The 16851-nt window shown below is 70.5% G+C and carries 18 protein-coding genes; 10 read left to right on the top strand and 8 right to left on the bottom strand.

Annotated elements, in window-relative coordinates:
• Positions 1-132 precede the first annotated feature (132 nt).
• From H4W81_RS29935 to H4W81_RS50345, 3 genes are all read right to left on the bottom strand, one after another.
• Positions 133-1050 carry an oxygenase MpaB family protein gene (locus H4W81_RS29935; RefSeq protein ID WP_192777876.1) on the bottom strand — a complete coding sequence of 306 codons (918 nt, stop codon included), beginning with the start codon at positions 1048-1050 and terminating at the stop codon, positions 133-135.
• A gap of 108 nt (positions 1051-1158) precedes the next feature.
• Positions 1159-2034 carry an alpha/beta fold hydrolase gene (locus H4W81_RS29930; RefSeq protein WP_192777875.1) on the bottom strand — a complete coding sequence of 292 codons (876 nt, stop codon included), beginning with the start codon at positions 2032-2034 and terminating at the stop codon, positions 1159-1161.
• A gap of 99 nt (positions 2035-2133) precedes the next feature.
• Positions 2134-4143, bottom strand: a complete 2010-nt coding sequence (locus H4W81_RS50345) for a DEAD/DEAH box helicase (protein ID WP_264083195.1) — start codon at positions 4141-4143, stop codon at positions 2134-2136.
• Positions 4144-4478: 335 nt separating this feature from the next.
• Between H4W81_RS50345 and H4W81_RS29920 the strand changes: the two genes are divergently transcribed.
• Positions 4479-5123, top strand: coding sequence for a ferritin-like fold-containing protein (locus tag H4W81_RS29920; protein ID WP_192777874.1), 645 nt, complete (start codon positions 4479-4481; stop codon positions 5121-5123).
• A 270-nt stretch (positions 5124-5393) separates the two neighbouring features.
• Here the strand turns inward: H4W81_RS29920 and H4W81_RS29915 are convergent, their stop codons facing one another.
• The 5 genes from H4W81_RS29915 to ligD (H4W81_RS29895) form a co-directional block, all read right to left on the bottom strand.
• Positions 5394-5624, bottom strand: a complete 231-nt coding sequence (locus tag H4W81_RS29915; protein ID WP_183655650.1) for a DUF3107 domain-containing protein — start codon at positions 5622-5624, stop codon at positions 5394-5396.
• A gap of 85 nt (positions 5625-5709) precedes the next feature.
• Positions 5710-6330 (bottom strand): TetR/AcrR family transcriptional regulator, encoded by a 621-nt coding sequence (locus H4W81_RS29910; RefSeq protein WP_183655652.1) that lies wholly within the window; start codon positions 6328-6330, stop codon positions 5710-5712.
• A gap of 87 nt (positions 6331-6417) precedes the next feature.
• A complete protein-coding gene (locus H4W81_RS29905) occupies positions 6418-6615 on the bottom strand; it encodes a hypothetical protein (protein ID WP_192777873.1) in 198 nt (65 codons plus the stop codon).
• Positions 6616-6650: 35 nt separating this feature from the next.
• Positions 6651-7523 (bottom strand): non-homologous end-joining DNA ligase, encoded by an 873-nt coding sequence (gene ligD, locus H4W81_RS29900; protein ID WP_318782034.1) that lies wholly within the window; start codon positions 7521-7523, stop codon positions 6651-6653.
• Positions 7520-8416, bottom strand: a complete 897-nt coding sequence (gene ligD, locus H4W81_RS29895) for a non-homologous end-joining DNA ligase (RefSeq protein WP_192777871.1) — start codon at positions 8414-8416, stop codon at positions 7520-7522. Before ligD (H4W81_RS29895) ends, ligD (H4W81_RS29900) begins: the two co-directional genes overlap by 4 nt.
• Positions 8417-8498: 82 nt before the next feature.
• Here ligD (H4W81_RS29895) and ku point away from each other — a divergent pair, with 82 nt between their 5' ends.
• The 9 genes from ku to H4W81_RS29850 all read left to right on the top strand — a co-directional run bounded on the left by ku (position 8499) and on the right by H4W81_RS29850 (position 16800).
• Positions 8499-9326, top strand: a complete 828-nt coding sequence (gene ku, locus H4W81_RS29890) for a non-homologous end joining protein Ku (RefSeq protein ID WP_192777870.1) — start codon at positions 8499-8501, stop codon at positions 9324-9326.
• A gap of 342 nt (positions 9327-9668) precedes the next feature.
• A complete protein-coding gene (locus H4W81_RS29885; RefSeq protein WP_192777869.1) occupies positions 9669-10568 on the top strand; it encodes an alpha/beta fold hydrolase in 900 nt (299 codons plus the stop codon).
• A 42-nt stretch (positions 10569-10610) separates the two neighbouring features.
• Positions 10611-11792, top strand: a complete 1182-nt coding sequence (gene moeZ, locus H4W81_RS29880) for an adenylyltransferase/sulfurtransferase MoeZ (RefSeq protein WP_192777868.1) — start codon at positions 10611-10613, stop codon at positions 11790-11792.
• Positions 11793-12021: 229 nt separating this feature from the next.
• Positions 12022-12741, top strand: coding sequence for a hypothetical protein (locus H4W81_RS29875; RefSeq protein ID WP_318782033.1), 720 nt, complete (start codon positions 12022-12024; stop codon positions 12739-12741).
• A complete protein-coding gene (locus tag H4W81_RS29870; RefSeq protein WP_318782032.1) occupies positions 12729-13937 on the top strand; it encodes a S8 family serine peptidase in 1209 nt (402 codons plus the stop codon). The genes H4W81_RS29875 and H4W81_RS29870 overlap by 13 nt, the downstream gene beginning before the upstream one ends.
• Before the next feature lie 242 nt (positions 13938-14179).
• Complete coding sequence (locus H4W81_RS29865) at positions 14180-14953, top strand: hypothetical protein (RefSeq protein ID WP_225958851.1); 774 nt, start codon at positions 14180-14182, stop codon at positions 14951-14953.
• Positions 14947-16113, top strand: coding sequence for a S8 family serine peptidase (locus tag H4W81_RS29860; protein ID WP_192777866.1), 1167 nt, complete (start codon positions 14947-14949; stop codon positions 16111-16113). The genes H4W81_RS29865 and H4W81_RS29860 overlap by 7 nt, the downstream gene beginning before the upstream one ends.
• A 37-nt stretch (positions 16114-16150) precedes the next feature.
• The gene (locus tag H4W81_RS29855) at positions 16151-16486 is read left to right on the top strand and encodes a hypothetical protein (protein WP_192777865.1); all 336 of its coding nucleotides are present in this window, start codon (positions 16151-16153) and stop codon (positions 16484-16486) included.
• The gene (locus H4W81_RS29850; protein ID WP_192777864.1) at positions 16480-16800 is read left to right on the top strand and encodes an MGMT family protein; all 321 of its coding nucleotides are present in this window, start codon (positions 16480-16482) and stop codon (positions 16798-16800) included. The genes H4W81_RS29855 and H4W81_RS29850 overlap by 7 nt, the downstream gene beginning before the upstream one ends.
• The last annotated feature ends 51 nt before the right edge of the window (positions 16801-16851 follow it).

The raw sequence follows: 16851 nt of genomic DNA, 5'->3' as shown, positions 1-16851 counted from the left end.
GAGCCTAGCCGGGCCGGGAGATGACCCGAAGTTCGGGAGCCCAGCCGGGCCCCGCCGGGAGCCGACCCGGAGACTGGGAACCCTTCCGGGCTCCACCGGGAGCTCAGCCCGAAGAACGGGCATGCGTGCCCGTCAGGCGGCGTGCCGTTCCTCGGCGGACGACGGCCACCGGCGCGGATCGGTCAGCCCCTTGAGCCCCTTGCTCACGTCGTAGCCCGCCGCCGCCAGACGCCGCCGTGAAGCCGTCAGCATGTCCCTGGTGGGCTGGGCGAAGGCGAGGTCGTGCACGGGCTCGGGCAGCGCGTTGAAGCCCAGCCTGAACGCCCTCAGCGCGGCGGTGACCGTCGAGCGCGGCACCTCGGGCAGCGTGCCGTACAGCTCTCTGGCCCAGTCGGGCAGCGAGTAGTAGCACAGCGCGCCGAAGGGGAAGTAGGCGGGCTTGCCGGGGGAGAGCCTGCGCAGCTCGGCAGGCAGCCGCGGCCACAGCAGAAAGCGCACGGTGGCCGCCGACTCCTCGATGACCCGCAGCTTGGGCCGCATGTGCGCGAAGTAGGCGTCCATCTCGGCCCGCGAGCCCGGCACGTCGTCGAGGTGCAGGCCGACGTAGGTCGCGCTCTTGCGCTGCTCGCGCAGGTACCGGTCGGCCTGACTGTCGCTCAGCCCGAGCCCGCCGCGCCTGGCCACCTCCAGGTAGGACGACACCTCCGCGCAGTGCACCCACAGCAGCAGTTCGGGGTCGTCCACGCGGTGCGTCCTGCCGTCGTCGGTGATGCGCAGGCTCCGGTGGATGCCGCGGACCCTGCGGCCGATCTCGTCGGCCTCCTGGGGGCTGCCGAAGGTGACCCTGCCCACGAAGTCCGCCGTACGGCGCAGCCGCCCGAACGGGTCGTCCTGGAAGTTGGAGTTCTGCCAGACGCCGCGCATCGCCAGCGGATGCAGCGCCTGCAGCATGAGACCGCGCACGCCGCCCACCCACATGGCGCGGTCGAGGTGGACCAGCCACGTGACGGTCTGGGGCGGCTGGACGACGATCTCTTCGATGCTCGCCATGATGATCTCCCACTCGAGCCACTCGAGCCACGAACCACCCGGCCGCCGGTCAAGGGGCCACGGGCGGCCGGTAGTAAGTGAATCATTACATGGTATTGGAGCAGTTGTCTAAAACGCGGGCTTCCTGGCCTCCGCGGCGTTCCAGAACCTCGTCAGCGCGGCGGCCGTCGTCTCGGGCGCCTCGACCGCGGGGGAGTGGACCGCGCCCGGCACCACCACGGCCTCTGCACCCAGGCGCGCGGCCATCTCCGCCTGGGCCTCGGGCGGCCAGCCGTCGTCGTGCTCGCCGTACAGGACCAGGGTGGGCACCTCGATCTGCCTGAGCTCGTCGGTGCGGTCGGGCTGGTCGAGCACCTGCCCGGCCATCGTCGCGAGCCCCGTTGGGTTGTTGGCGAACAGCCGCTTGCGCAGGAAGGCCACGATCTCGTCGGACACGCCGACCGACAGCGCCTCGGGCTCGTAGCGGGTGACCCACACGTGTTCGAGGCCGAACTCGGGCAGCTCCCGCATGATGGCCCGGCCTGCCTGCTCGCGACGGCCCACGATGCCGGAGGGCCCGGAGCTCATCAGCGTGAAGGAGGCGAACTTGGTGCGGCCGTCGATGACCGCCTCGCGCGCGACGAGCCCGCCGAAGGAGTGGCCGACCAGGTGGACGGGCCCGCCGTCGCCGACGGACATCGCGATCGCGTCGACGTCGTTGCCCAGCGCGGGGCAGGTGTAGGCGGTCGGGTCGTCGGGCCCCTGTGTCTCGTACTGCCCGCGCATGTCGATGGCGATGACCCGGCGGTTCGCGGCGGCCAGGGTCTGCAGGATCGCGAGGAAGTCTTCCTTGCTGCCGGTCAGGCCCGGCACCAGCAGGGCGGGCAGGCGCTCGATGACGCCGCTGAGCGGCCGGGCCTCGAGGGCCGCGAAAGACCCCTGGGGCGTCTCGATCTGAACCTCGACGACGCCAGGTGGCAGGGACAGGAATCGCGGCGTACTCACGTAAGGCAACAATACCCAGAGGTCAGGGTAGGGACACCCGCACGCGGAACGAGTGAGGCGCGGGCCCCGGAGAACGGGACCCGCGCCTCACCGTCGGGCTCAGCGGCGGCGGTTGCCGCCGCCGTGGCCGCCACTGTTACCGCCACTGTTGCCGCCGCCGGTGCGCGGACGGCGGCGCTGCTGCTGCCGCTCGGTCGCGGCGGACGGGGCGATCTCGTCGTCGTCCGTCGCGAGGTCGGGCGACTGGAAGATCACCGTGAACGCGTTCGGCGGCACGATCCGCTCGGGCTCCCTGCGGGCAGGGGGCGGCGGGCTGGCCAGGAAGCTGGGCTCCTCGGCCGGCGCCTCGGCGCGGTGGGTGCTCCTGGTGATGGTCTGGTCGTCGCTCACGGAGGAGAGCGCCCCTTCCAGTGCCTCGGAGGACGCGCCCCTGCGGGTGCGGGTCCGCCTGGACGGCTGCTCGGCGGCCGCCTCGACCTCCTCGTGGGAGATGATGGCGGGTGTGTCGTCGGTCCTGCGGGAGCGCCTGCGCATGGGCTCCTCCTCCGGCGCGATGGTCGATGTGGTGCCCTCGGCGGGCTCAGCCGCCACGTCCTGCCTCGCGACCACCCGGCGCGAGGTGGTCCTGCGCGAGGTGGCGCGGTCGGAGGCGGTCTCCCGCGAGGTGGCCTCGTCCGAAACCGGCGGCGTCGAGACGGGCCCCGTCGAAACGGGCTCTGCCGAGACGGGCCCCGTGGAGACGGGCTCCGTCGAAACGGGCTCTGCCGTAACAGACCCTGTCGCAACAGCCTCTACCGCGACGGGAGCCGCCGAAACCGGTTCGGCCGAAACGAGCTCGTCCTCGGCGCGTCCGCCGCGGGTGCGACGGCGCTGGCGCGGGGTGCGCGCGGGGCGCGGCTCGCGCTCCTCCCGCTCCTTGTCCTTACGGCCGCGCGAACGCGACCTGCCGGTCTCCCCGAGGTCCTCGATCTCCTCGGCGTCCAGGCCTGCCCTGGAACGGGCCGCGCGCGGCAGCACGCCCTTGGTGCCCGCGGGGATGCTCAGCTCGGCGTAGACGTGCGGCGAGGTGGAGTAGGTCTCCTCCGGCTCCGCGAAGTCGAGCCCCAGCATGTTGTTGATCATCTTCCAGCGGGTCAGCTCCTCCCACTCGACGAAGGTGACCGAGATGCCCGTCTTACCGGCCCGGCCGGTACGGCCGACGCGGTGGACGTAGGTCTTGTCGTCGGTGGGGGCGTCGTAGTTGACCACGTGGGTGACGTCGTCGATGTCGATGCCGCGAGCCGCGACGTCGGTGGCGACGAGCACGTCGATCTTGCCGTTGCGGAACGCGCGCAGCGCCTGCTCGCGCTGGCCCTGGCCGAGGTCGCCGTGGACGGCCGCGACGGCGAAGCCGCGGGTGTCGAGCTGCTCGGCGACCATGTCGCAGGCCCGCTTGGTCTCGCAGAAGACCATCGTGAGCCCGCGGCCGTCGGCCTGGAGCAGGCGACCGAGGATCTCGATCTTGTCCATCCGGTGGACGCGCCAGACGAGCTGCCGCACCTGCGGCGTGGTCTCGCCCTCGCCGTTGTCCATCTCGGCGCGCACGTGGGTGGGACGGTTGAGGTACTTGCGCGACAGCGCGACGATCTCGCCCGGCATGGTCGCGGAGAACAGCATCGTCTGCCGCTCGGCGGGGATGAGCTTGAAGATGCGCTCGATGTCGGGCAGGAAGCCGAGGTCCATCATGCGGTCGGCCTCGTCGAGGACGAGCATGGTGACCTGCGAGAGGTCGAGGTGCTTCTGCTTGACCAGGTCGAGAAGGCGCCCGGGCGTGCCGACGATGACGTCGACGCCAGCCTTGAGCGCTTCGACCTGCGGCTCGTAGGCCCGGCCGCCGTAGACGGTCAGGACCCTCGAGCCGAGCTTGCCCGCGGCCGTGACGAGGTCCTCGGAGACCTGTACTGCCAGCTCGCGGGTGGGCACGACGACGAGGCCGCGTGGCTTCTTGCGGTTCTTGCGCGGCTTGCCGATGCTCTGCAGCATCGCGATGCCGAACGCGTAGGTCTTCCCCGTGCCGGTGCGGGCCTGACCGATGAGGTCCTGGCCCGCGAGGGCGAGCGGGAGCGCCATCTCCTGAATCGGGAACGGCGTGGTGATGCCCTCGGTCTCGAGGGCATCTGCGATCTCTGGTGTGACTCCGAGGTCTCGGAAAGTCGTCAGCGTGGCCTGCCTCAGTCTCAAATGAAGGCGGGCCTGCCGGGACCATCGGGCGGAATCATCCCCGTGCCTGGGTCCTCGCGGTAGAGCCAGCCCTCGCGCGTCATCAGCGACCGCAGGCCCGGAGTGGGGGTTAGCGGGAGCGAATCTCCCGGATTAACACTGTGCGGTCGCACTTTCACAGAGCAGTGTACTCGATACCACAACGCGGACCGAGTTTCATTATGTTCCCGAAGTACGCTGCCACCATGACAGAATCCCCTGGCGTCGTCGACCTCCTCGGCGTTCTGGCCTATGCCGAGCTCACCGCGTTCCTCCGGCTGGCGGAGGACGCCGCCCATCTGGCCCCGACGCTGAGCGACAGGGCCGTGCTCGGCCAGCTGGCGGTGGCGGAGTACGCGCACTTCGAGTTGCTGCGCGACAAGCTGGTCTCGCTCGGGGCCGACCCGGACAAGGCGATGTCGCCCTTCGTGGAGGCGCTGGACGAGTGGCACCTCAAGACCGCGCCGGGCGACTGGCTCGAGGCGCTGGTCAAAGCCTACGTGGGCTCGGGGATCGCACTCGACTTCTACAGGGAGGCGGCCAGGCACCTCGACCCCTCCATCGCCGACCTGGTCGACGAGGTGCTGGCGGACCAGGGGCGCTCCGCGTTCGCGGTGGAGCGGGTCAGGGCGGCCGTCGAGGCGGATCCGGCGGTGGCCGGCAGGCTGGCGCTGTGGGCCAGGCGTCTGGTGGGCGAGGCGCTCAGCCAGGGGCAGCGGGTGGCCGCCGCCCGTCCGGAGCTGGCGCAGCTGCTCGTGGAGGCCGTGCCCGACGACCAGGCCGAGATCTCCCGCCTGTTCGCGCGGCTGACCGAGGAGCACGGCAAGCGCATGACCGCCTTGGGCATCTAGCGGCGCGGGGGGCGAATCGGTTGTAGCGTGCCAGGCATGAGGGCCTCGCGCCGCAACGGCAGTTCCTTGAGCAGATGTGGGCCGAACCGCTGGACTCCACGTGCCGCGCTGCGAAGGGGCAGCGCCGGCTGTCCGGCCACCGAACCGGGCAGGGCCGAGAGCCCGGGCGCGCGCCGCCCGCTCGGCTGCTCCGTCGATCGGCGGCGGGCCTGCGGCTGACCGGTGCTCAGGGGGTACGGCAGGCCGCCGCACCCCCCAAGCCCGTGCGTGCTACATGGTGCCGCCGAAGCCGACGGGCCTCGACTCGTCCTCACCCATCTCGATGAAGCCCAGCGAGGCGACGGGCACGATGACGCGCCTGCCCTTGACGTCGGTGATGGCGAACACACCGCGGTCGGCGGCCAGCGCGTTCCTGATCTCCTCCTCGACCTGGTCGGCCGAGAGGTCGGTCTCCACAACGAGTTCGCGGTGCACGGAGCGCACACCGATCTTGATTTCCATCGTGTTCCCTTTCGACGGGCCGGCTCACCCCATCGTCGCCGCTCGTCGGCAAAAGGGCGTTATTGATCGCGCCCAGCGAACGCGGTTATGCCGTACGCGGAAAACCGCTGATGCCGCGCCAGGCCAGTCTGGCCATGAGCTGCTCGGCCGCGTCCTTCGGGATGGAGCCGTGCTGGGTGATCCAGTAGCGGGCGCTGACCTCGGCCATGCCGACCAGGCCGACGCCCAGCAGGTGCGCCTCCTCGCTGGAACAGCCGGTGTCCTCCTGGATCACCTGGCTGACCATCTCGGCGCACTCGCGCAGCGAGCGCTCCACGCGCTGCCGGACGGGGGCGACGTTGCGCAGGTCGGATTCGAAGACGAGCCTGAAGGCCTCACCCTGGCTGGAGACGAAGTCGAAGAAGGCGCGGAAGGTGGCCTGCACCCTGAGCTTGTTCTCGTGGGTGGAGGCGAGCGCGTCGCGCACGCGGCTGACCATGTCGTCGACGTGCAGGTCGAGCAGCGCCAGGTAGAGCTCGAGCTTGCCGGGGAAGTGCTGGTAGAGCACCGGCTTGCTGACGCCCGCCCGGTCGGCGATCTCGTCCATGGCGGCCGCGTGGTAGCCGTTCTCCACGAACACTTCCTGGGCGGCGCTCAGGAGCTGACGCCTGCGAGCGAGCCTGGGCAGCCGGGTGCCCCGGGGCTTCGCGTCCGGGGTCGCGGTCATGATCGCTCCTTCACAGCGCCGAAGACAGGTCACGCTGCCTGGTCAACAGCAGCTCTTGCGGGCACATCCTACGCGTGGGTAACCAGCTCAGCGGTAGTCCTCGTCATCATCGTCACCCACGGTGCGGTCCTGCTCGAAGGCGTCGGCGGGATCGACGTCGATCGGGACCTCGCCGCGCACGCGCTCCTCCTCACGCAGCAGGCGCAGCTGCTCGGCCGCGTCGGCCTCGGGCGCCTCGATCGAGAGCTCCTCCGGCTCGAACACCACGTCTTCCATCTCTGACATATCTGTCCCCCTCCCATAGCCGAACGTGTTCCACCTTACGCCTGAGCGAACAGGTCACCATGGTCATTCACCCTGGCCAGCACGTCGGCCGAGGTGAACACCAGCTCGTCGGAGCTCTCGCACGCCTCGACCTCCTCCCAGCGCAGGGGTGTCGAGACCGTCGGGCGCGACCTCGCACGCAGAGAGTAGGGCGCGACGGTGGTCTTGGCCGGGTTGTTCTGACTCCAGTCGATGAACACCTTTCCCGGTCTGAGTTTCTTGGTCATCACGCTGACGACCTGGCGTGGGTGCTCCTTCTCCAGCCGCTGGGCGAGCGAGCGGGCGTACTCGGAGGGCTCGACCCTGTTGTCCCACGCCGCGTAGAGCTGCATCCCCTTGTTGCCGCTGGTCTTCGGCCTGACCGTCAGCCCGTCCTCGGCCAGCGCCTCGCGGATGAGCACGGCCACCCTGCAGCAGTCGACGATCGTGGCGGGCGCGCCGGGGTCGAGATCGAACACGAGCAGGTCGGGTGGCAGCGCCTCGCCGTCCTTCGAGACCCGCCACTGCGGCACGTGCAGCTCCAGCGCCGCGAGATTGGCGTAGTAGGCCAGGGTGGGCAGGTCCTCGACGACGGCGAACTCGATGGTCTCGCGGTTCTTGGTGCTGCCCGGCACGGGGAGCGTCACGCGGCGCACCCACGAGGGCGTGTGCTGCGGGGCGTTCTTCTCGAAGAAGAACGTGCCGTCGACGCCGTTGGGATAGCGCTTGACGGTCAGCGGCCTGCCCTGGAGGTGGGGCAGCAGCACGGGGGCGACCCGGCTGTAGTAGTCGATGACCTCCGCCTTGGTGAACCCGAACTCCGGGTAGAGGACCTTGTCCAGGTTGCTGAGCGTCAGCTCGCGTCCGTCCACCTTGACGGGAACCTTCACAGCGTCACCTCTGCCGGTACCTTGTCCGCCCTGAGGCCGCGCCATACCGGATGCCGCAGCCTGCGGTCGTGTGTCCACATGGTGTAGGCCACCTCCCCGACCAGCTCCGGTCTAACCCACCTGTTGCGACCGCCCACCTCGTTGGAGAAGGGGCTGCGCGGGATCTCCAGCGGCTCGAGGAGGCCGAGCAGGTGGGCGAGCGCCGCGTCGGTGAACCCGGTGCCGACGTGCCCGACGTAGGTCAAGCCGTCCTCGGTGAACGCGCCCAGGAGCAGGGAGCCGATCCCGCCCGCGCGGCGTCCCTTGCCGGGCTTCCATCCGCCGATCACGACCTCGCGGGTGTCGTGGTGCTTCACCTTGATCCACCAGGGCGTCCGCACCCCAGGCCGGTACGGCGCGTCGAGCCGCTTGGCGATCACCCCCTCGAGGCCCTGGTCGAGAGTGGCGGCCAGCAGGTCGGTGTCGCAGGGGAAGACCGGGGGCGCGCCGATGTCCAGGTCGTCGAGCAGCGCCCTCCTGTCCCTGTACGGCAGGTCGAACAGCGCGATCCCGCCGAGGTAGAGCAGGTCGAAGGGTAAGTAGGTGATGGGGAAGCGGCGCACCATCGCGGGGGAGGGGTCGCTGAGATGCATCCGCCGCTGCAGCCGCTCGAAGCTGGGCCGGCCGTCGGGGCCGAGCGCCACGAGCTCGCCGTCGACGATCGCGTGGTCGACGCCGAAGCCCGCCGCCGCCTCGCACACCTCGGGATAGCGCCGGGTGTAGTCGGCGCCGTGCCTGCCGTTGACCCGGCAGCCGCCGCCCTCGAGGTGGACGAGCGCCCTGATGCCGTCCCACTTCACCTCCAGCCCGTACTCCTCGCGATCCTCTGGTAACGCGCCTGGTACGGCCAGCATCGGTTCAATGGGATATGGCATCGGATCGCCCATGACGGGTATGTGCCCATGAGGTGAGCCCGCTATTTCTCTTGGAGTGCCCATGCGCAGCATCTGGAAGGGTGCGATCTCGTTCGGGCTGGTCACGATCCCGGTGAAGCTCTACTCCGCCACCGAGCAGAAGGACGTCACCTTCCACCAGGTGCATCGCGAGGACGGCGGGCGGATCCGCTACAAGCGCGTGTGCACCATCGACGGCGAGGAAGTGCCCTACTCCGACATCGCCAAGGGATACGAGCTGGCCACCGGCGAGATCGTGGTGCTCACCGACGAGGACTTCGAGGACCTGCCGCTGACCACCTCGCGCAGGATCGACGTGCTGCAGTTCACGCCGGCCGACCAGATCGACCCCATCTACTTCAACAAGACCTACTACCTGGAGCCCGACGCGCAGGGCGCCAAGCCGTACGTGCTGCTGCGTGACGCGCTGGAGAGCTCGGGGCAGGTCGCGGTGGTCAAGGTGGCGCTGCGGCAGCGGGAGTCGCTGGCCACGCTGCGCGTCCGCGAGGGGGTCTTCGTCCTGGAGACGATGCTCTGGCCGGACGAGATCCGCACTCCCGACTTCGGCTTCCTCGAAGAGGACGTCGAGGTGCGGGCCCAGGAGCTGAAGATGGCGGAGTCGCTGATCACCACGATGGTGGCCGACTTCGATCCCGCCGAGTACCACGACGCCTACCGTGAGGCCCTGCAACAGGTGATCGAGGCGAAGGTGGCCGGCAAGGAGGTCATCGCCGCTCCCGCGGGCGAGGAGGAGGCGGGTCCCGCCGTCGACCTCATGGCCGCGCTGCGGGCGAGCGTCGAGGCGGCCAAGAAGGAGCGCGGCGCCTCGGACAAGAAGGAGCCGAAGAAGAAGGCTCGCAAATCTGCCTGAACAAGGGGAAGCGGGGGCCGACGCGGCGTCATCGCCGGTCGGCCCCCGCCCTCATGTAATCACGGGAACGGTTCGCCGCCCGTCAATTACTTAGTTTCTGGTTCACCGATGTCGGTTCACCAGTGGTGGTGTCAGACCACCCTGCTGATGATGATTTCCTGGCAATTAGCGGGACAAACGGCGAATATCCCTTTTTGTCATACGCCTAGGGCGTCATTGCATTTCACAAAACAAGCGCCTGTGGCATATATGGCGATTTGTTGGCATTTGTCGGAACGGCAATGTGGGCGGATCCACGGCGAACAGCGGGTTATCGTCAAGGAAACGGAAGGGAGACGAACGATGACCGGACCCATCGCGCACTGGCCGGGACGCATGATCGGCGACGTGCACGTGCGCTCGACGCCGGAGGGCACGGCGGCGGAGCAGGCGGTCTTCGTGCACGGACTGGCGGGCTCGGCCACCAACTGGACCGACCTGATGGGCGAGCTGCGCGACGTGGTGACGGGGCACGCCATCGACCTGCCGGGCGCGGGCTACTCGCCGGCTCCCGAGGACGGCGACTACTCCCTCCCCGCGCACGCCCGCGCGGTCATCGCGCTGATGGAGCACACCGGGCCCGCCCACCTGTTCGGCAACTCGCTGGGCGGCGCGGTCGCCGTCTCCGTCGCGGCCACCCGGCCCGACCTGGTGCGCTCGCTCACGCTCGTCTCGCCCGCGCTGCCCGACCTCATCCCGAGGTACGGCCCCGCCCGCGTGGCCGCCTCCGCCACTCCCAGGCTCGGGGAGTGGGTGGCCGACCGGCTCCGCTTCCTGCCCGCCGAGCAGCGCATCAACGCCACGCTCGCCATGTGCTACGCCGACGCCTCCCTCGTGCACCCCGCGAGGGTCCGCGACGCCGTCGAGGAACTGCGCAGGAGGGACGGCCTGCCGTACGCGGGGAGGGCGCTGATCGGGTCGGCGCGCGGGATCGTCGCGGAGTACTTCAGGCTCGGCGAGCAGAACCTGTGGCGTCAGGCGGCCAGGGTGGCCGCTCCCACTCTGGTCATCCACGGCCGCAGGGACCGCATCGTCCGGCCCGCCACGGCCCGCCGCGCGCTGCGGACCTTCCCGCAGGTCAGGCTGGTCCTGCTGCGAAACGCCGGACATGTCGCGCAGATGGAGGCGCCCGCGGCGGTGGCCGCCGAGGCACGCCGTCTGATCCTTGAGACGCGATTGGGGAATGCCCCACTGCCCGGCTAGGTTTCTATGGAGATAGGACCCCCTAATCGGGAGCGTAGAACTGTGTCGTTGCCACCTCTGGTCGAGCCGGCCGCCGAGCTGACCGTCGATGAAGTGCGCCGCTACTCGCGCCATCTGATCATTCCCGACGTGGGCATGGCCGGGCAGAAGCGGCTGAAGAACGCCAAGGTGCTGTGTGTGGGCGCCGGTGGCCTGGGCTCGCCCGCGCTGATGTACCTCGCGGCGGCGGGCGTGGGCACCCTCGGCATCATCGACTTCGACGTCGTTGACGAGTCCAACCTGCAGCGCCAGATCATCCACGGCCAGTCGGACGTGGGCAGGCCCAAGGCCGAGAGCGCCGCGGCGACCGTCAGGGAGATCAACCCCCTGGTCGACGTCGTGATCCACAACACGGCGCTGACGACCGAGAACGTGATGGAGATCTTCTCCGGCTACGACCTCATCGTCGACGGCACCGACAACTTCGCCACGCGGTACATGGTCAACGACGCGGCCGTGCTGCTCGGCAAGCCGTACGTCTGGGGCTCCATCTACCGTTTCGACGGCCAGGCCAGCGTGTTCTGGGCCGAGCACGGCCCCTGCTACCGCTGCCTCTACCCCGAGCCCCCGCCTCCCGGCATGGTTCCGTCGTGCGCCGAGGGCGGCGTGCTGGGCGTCCTGTGCGCCTCGATCGGCTCCATCCAGGTCAACGAGGCCATCAAGCTCCTCACCGGCATCGGCGACCCGCTCGTCGGCCGCCTGATGATCTACGACGCCCTCGAGATGAAGTACCGCGACGTCAGGGTCCGCAAGGACCCCGAGTGCGTCCTGTGCGGCAAGAACCCGACGGTCACCGAGCTGCTCGACGACTACGAGGCGTTCTGCGGCACGATCTCCGACGAGGCCGCCCAGGCCGCCTCCGGCTCGACGATCACCGCGCAGGAGCTCAAGGCGATGCAGGACGGCGGCGAGGACATCTTCCTCATCGACGTCCGCGAGCCGAACGAGTACGAGATCGTCTCGATCCCCGGCGCGACGCTGATCCCCAAGGGCGAGTTCCTCAACGGCTCGGCGCTGGAGAAGCTGCCACAGGACAAGCGCATCGTGCTCCACTGCAAGTCGGGCGCCCGCTCGGCCGAGGCGCTGGCCATCGTGAAGAACGCCGGCTTCTCCGACGCCGTCCACGTGGGCGGGGGCGTGCTCAGCTGGGTGAAGACCGTCGACCCCAGCCTGCCCAGCTACTGATCACGACTGACGACACACCAATCAGGGACGCCGCAGTGCGGCGTCCCTGATGTGTTGCGTCAACAAGCTGCAAGCCCCGGTTGTCCTGTGTCGCTGGTCCTCGTCAAGGGCGTGCGGCCACCGCGCGATCAGGACCCACATCAGGATTCACTTCAGGAAGAGGAGGCCCTACGCCCCTGTCCTGTCGGATCGGGGGATGCCACTCGGCCTCCCGCATTAGGGTCGAGTGGTGAGCAAACGACGCGCATGGCCCGCCATGGTCGTGACGTCCGCGTTGGCGCTGATCTGCGCGATCACCGCGGGCATCGCGGCCAGTGCGGCGGGCGCCGAGCTCACTCGGGGCCCGACGCAGGCGGAGCTGGAGCGGGCGGCGAAACAGGAGATCGCCGAACGCTGGCGCAGCTGGCCCGCCGGACGGATCTTCCCCGCCACCCTGGTCTACTACGCGGAACAGGGTGGCGAGGAACGCGCACGCCGGGTGGGCATATCCACGAAGACGGACTGCGCGGGCTCGGTCGACAGGAAGGCCGAGGCCGCGCTGCGCAGGGCGGGGTGCAGGGCGGTCCTCAGGGCCACCTACCTGGACGCCCTGCAGGGTGTGGTCGTGACCGTGGGCGTGGTCGCGCTCCCCGACGAGCTGCGGGCCGTACGGGCGAAGAAGGTCTTCTCCGCCTCGGGCAAGCCGGTCCCAGGGGTGCGACCGCTGGCCTTCGAGGGCACGGTGACCGACCGGTTCACCGCGGCGGGCCGTCAGGCGGGGTCGGTACGGCAGGCCGGGCCCTACGTCGTGCTGACGACCGCGGGGCAGGTGGACGGGCGCTCCGCGCGGGCGGTCGGAGAGCAGCGGCCCGCGGTGTTCTCCTTCGCCGCCGACCTGGGTGAGCACGTCCTGGCCGAGCTGAGCACCCCGCGCATGCCCGAATGCGGCACCAGGGCGTGGCAGTGCTGAGGCGGGTGGCTCTCGCGCTGGCGCTGGCGCTGCTCGTGACGCCGCCCGCCCACGCCGACGAGGTGCGCGACAGCCAGCAGCAGGTGATCAAGACCCTGCGGCTGCCCGAGGCGTGGAAGACGAGCAAGGGCGAGGGCGTGACCGTGGCCGTCCTCGACTCGGGCGTCGATCCCGACCACCGCGACCTGGCGGGCTCGGTGACCGTCGGCACCGACTACACCGTCGGCGCCAACCCCGACGGCGTGGCGCCGCTGCGGGTGCACGGCACCTACATGGCCTCCCTCATCGCCGGCCACGGCCACGGCCCCGGCAACGCCCACGGCGTCATCGGGGTCGCCCCCCGCGCCAGGATCCTCTCCGTCAGGGTGATCCTCGAGGAGGAGGAGCCGGGGTTCGGCCAGTTCAACACCGCCAAGCGCTACGAGGACGTGGTGGCCGAGGGCATCAGGTACGCCGTCGACCAGGGCGCCCAGGTGGTCAACATGTCGATCTCCAAGGAGCTGGCCACCCAGAAGGAGCGCGAGGCCGTCCGCTACGCGATCTCCAAGGGTGTCGTCCTGGTGGCCGCCGCGGGGAACGACGGCGCCCGCAAGCCCGCGGCCAGCGGTTTCGCGCCCTATTCCTATCCTGCGGCCTTCCCCGGGGTGGTCTCGGTGGCCGCCACCGACAGCGGGCTGCGCCGCGCCTCCTTCTCCAACTGGAACCCCTCGGTGCTGCTGGCCGCTCCCGGTGTCGACATCCTGGGGGCCGGACCCGGCGACGAGTACTGGGTGGGCAGGGGCACCTCGCAGGCCAGCGCCCTGGTGTCAGGGGTCGCGGCGCTCATCAAGGCCAGGTATCCCCGCATGTCACCCGCGATGGTGTCGCAGGCTCTGACGAGGGGCGCCTCCCAGCGCCCCTCGGGCGGTTACGACACCGGCACCGGGTTCGGCGTCGTCAACGCGGCGGGAGCGCTCGCGGAGGCGGCGAAGCTGTCCGGGCACACGCTCACCGCCAGGGGAGAGGACGCCCATGACCCCGCTCGGTCGCTCGGCGGGGCGGCGGGTCCGGTGCAGGTGGTCCACCGCGACCACCGGCGCGTGGCCCTCTACGGCTCCATCGCCGCCGCCGCGGCCGTCGCCGCGCTCACAGCTGTCCTGGTGCTGGCGGCCCTGGTCAAGCGGACACGCCGGGCAGACAATCCGCAGGACGCATGATCCGCGTCGCTGGGGGGACGAATTACAGAGGAGAAACGCGCAAAACGGGGCATCGGTGCCTCGTAGGGCACCGGCACGACCGAGTTGAGTGAGGAGCGGTGGGGGACACGTCAGGGCGGGCACGCAGGCGGCCGGTCTCCGGGCTGCCCCGAACCGGGCAGGTGGCGAGGGGCGGATCCCCGCTCGGCGCCCCCGTGACCCGGCGCTCGCGCGTGCGCTCATGGCCGGCGGCCACGGGGCGCATGAACGCACAGGCGGCCAAGGAGCGGGCCGAGCGAGCGGCACTGGCGCAGGGCGTCCGGTTTCGCGCACTTTTTGTCGGCATCCTCGGCTGCATCGTGACGCTGTCCGCGGTCGTGGTGCTCCTCGGCACCGTCGGCCTCGTCGCCGAGAGCAGGTCCAGGCCCCTCACGGTCGCCGAGCAGACGCGTTACAAGCAGGAGGAGGTCGCCAGGCGGTGGCAGGCGTGGCCGGCCACCGGCGTCTTCCCCGAGGAGGTCGCCTACCAGGGGCTCGACGAGGCGCAGCAGTACGCCAGGAGGGTCGGCATCGCGCCGGAGAGCGCGTGCGCCGCGGCGGCCGACAACGCGGTGGGCAAGGTGCTCGAGGAGCACGGCTGCGTGACGATGCTGCGTGCCACCTACATCGACCAGAGCGCGATGTTCATGTTCACCGTGGGCGTGGCGGTGCTCAAGGACGAGGAGTCCAGGGTGGCGGCCACCGACGAGCTCTCGGTCGACGACAGGGTGGGCGTGCTGCCCGTCGCCTTCCCCGGCACCGTGACCGAGCGCTTCGGCCTCGACCAGCGCCAGCGCAACGGCTGGGTGGGCGCCGGGCCGTACATCGTCTTCTCCGCGGCGGCCTACACCGACGGCCGCACGCGCGCCGCCGTACCGGCCGAGGAGATCCTGCACAGCGAGCTCTGGCCGGCCGCCAGGTCCGTCGGCGGGCAGATCGCCTTCTTCCTCGCCGAGCCGCCCAAGGTCCCGCGCTGCACCCAGGGGAACGCGTGCTGACCGCCGTGCGGTCGCTGCTGGCCGCCGCGCTGATGCTGTACGGCACAGCCGCGCCACCCGACCGCGAGCAGCAGCAGTGGGTGCTGACCGCGATCAACGCCGAGCAGGCCTGGTCGGTCAGCAAGGGGGCGGGCGTCACGGTCGCGGTGGTCGACAGCGCCGTGGCCCCGCAGACGCCTGGGCTCAAGGGCAAGGTGACGGTCGCCCCCGACATGACCACCTCTGTCTTCGACCGCGAGAGCGTCGCCCCCGGCGAGCACGGCACCGCGATGGCGGGGCTCATCGCCGCCTCGGGGGAGAAGGGCGGCTTCGTCGGCGTCGCCCCGGAGTCGCGCATCCTGTCGGTGCCGATCACCGTGGACGAGCCGCTCGGCGGCGGGGCCGTCCCGCCGGAGGAGGACATGGAGTCCGGCAGGGAGAGCCCGCTGGCCAGGGCGATCCGCTACGCCGTGGACCGCGGCGCCAAGGTCGTCAGCATGTCGATCGGCACGTACGGCGTGCGCAGGTCCGAGCGCGAGGCCGTCACCTACGCCCTCGACAGGGGCGTGGTGCTCGTCGCGGCCGTCGGCAACGACGGCCAGGGCCCCTACGCGGTGTCCAACGACACCTCCTTCTGGAGCTTCCCCGCCGGCTACCCGGGGGTGATCGGGGTGTCGGCGATCGACAGGCAGGGCAAGCGGGCCGCCTTCAGCAGCGACAACCTCTCCGTCATGATCGCCGCGCCGGGCGTGGACGTGCCGGTCGTGAAGGCGAACGGCGAGCTCGGCACCAGCAAGGGCACCAGCGCGGCCGCCGCACTCGTGTCCGGGGTCGCCGCGCTGATCAAATCGCGCTACCCCGGCCTCCCGCCTGATCAGGTGGCTCAGGCCCTCTCGAGCAGCGCCCGCGCCCGTCCGTCCGCGGGCTACGACGAGAAGGTCGGCTTCGGTGTGGTGGACGCGGCGGCCGCCCTCACCAGGGCGGGCGAGTTGGTCGGACGGCAGCGCGGCGTCCCCGTCCCCGACGGCCACCACTTCGGCGCGGGGGAGAAGGCGCCGCTGCCCTCGCCGCCGGGGCCGAGCCCGTGGCGGATGTGGCTGTTCGGCGGCGGTGTGCTGCTGGGATTGGTAGCGTTCGGCGGCGCGGTCACCCTGCTGAGCCAGCGAACCCGACGAAACTGATCCCGATCGTGGCTTTTGTCGGCTATGGTCCCGCCTCATGAGTTACGAGCTGCACGTGGAGCGTGAGTCTCCGCTCGCCTTCGCCGAGCTCGCGAAGGCGATGGCGCCCGCCGGGTTCTCGCTGCGCGACCAGGGTGAGATCGTCGCGGGCGACGAGCCGCGTCCCGTCGCGCACTGGCGCGAGCGCGTCGTCGGCCGCCCCTCCTCGGACTGGGACGTCGCCCAGCTCGTCCGGCTGGCCGCGGTGCTCGGCGGTCGCCTGCTCGGCGAGGACGGCGAGCACTACTACCTGCGCGACGGCGTCATCGAGGTCGACGGCGACCCGATCGGCAAGATCGACGAGATCCTCCTCGAGGGCCCTGCCGCATGGTGAGCCCGTACGGGGAGCGGGTGCTCGACGTCGTCGAGCGCATCCCGCCCGGCCAGGTGATGTCCTACGGCGACATCGCCGAATATCTCGGGGAGGGCGGCCCCCGACAGGTGGGCGCGGTCATGTCCACCTGGGGCGGCGGCGTGCCGTGGTGGCGGGTCGTGCACGCCGACGGAACGGCGGCGGCGGGGCTGCTCGACAGGGCGCTGGAGCACTGGCGCGAGGAGGACATGCCGTTGCGCGGCGAGAGGGTCGACATGCGACGGGCCCGATGGTTGCCTTCAGGGGACTTTCAGAAACCTACTGACCTGGCATGACACGCTTTTTGCGGATTTGTGGCATGTGACGCGCATTACCATAGCGAGGGA

The organism is Nonomuraea africana (genome assembly GCF_014873535.1).
In the GTDB taxonomy this organism is placed as follows: Bacteria; Actinomycetota; Actinomycetes; order Streptosporangiales; family Streptosporangiaceae; genus Nonomuraea; species Nonomuraea africana.
This window is presented reverse-complemented; position numbering and strand designations above follow the sequence as displayed.